The organism is Dellaglioa sp. CoH-56-MRSF-10 (assembly GCF_056782175.1).
Genome location: NZ_JBXAYF010000094.1, coordinates 1 through 294, shown reverse-complemented (window position 1 = coordinate 294; position 294 = coordinate 1). Strand labels below are relative to the sequence as shown.

At 56.5% G+C, this 294-nt stretch carries 1 protein-coding gene; it reads right to left on the bottom strand.

The features are described 5' to 3' along the window. On the bottom strand, window positions 1-198 hold a 198-nt coding region (locus AC1RP4_RS07945), incomplete at its 3' end, for a hypothetical protein (protein ID WP_481763267.1). Window positions 199-294 lie beyond the last annotated feature (96 nt).

Below are 294 nucleotides of genomic sequence, written 5' to 3'. Positions count from 1 at the left end.
AAGAACTTTGCCCTGCGCCGAGTTGCGTGGCTTGTATGGAGGTGTGTACTCTACGTCGTCCTCAACCACCAGAATCCCGGGCAGGCGTTCACACAGATACCAATCATGGTACCACGCAACCACCGGAATCGTTCCGTGCTCGGCTTCTATGCGATCGAGGGCGGCGTTGATGAACGTGCGAAATTCTTGCGTATCCATCAGTCCCATTCCTCGTTAGACGCCTGCTCGTGCGCCGCCAAGTACACCTCACGACGCTGGTCGAGAGTCATCGTCGGCCACAGATCAACCATATCG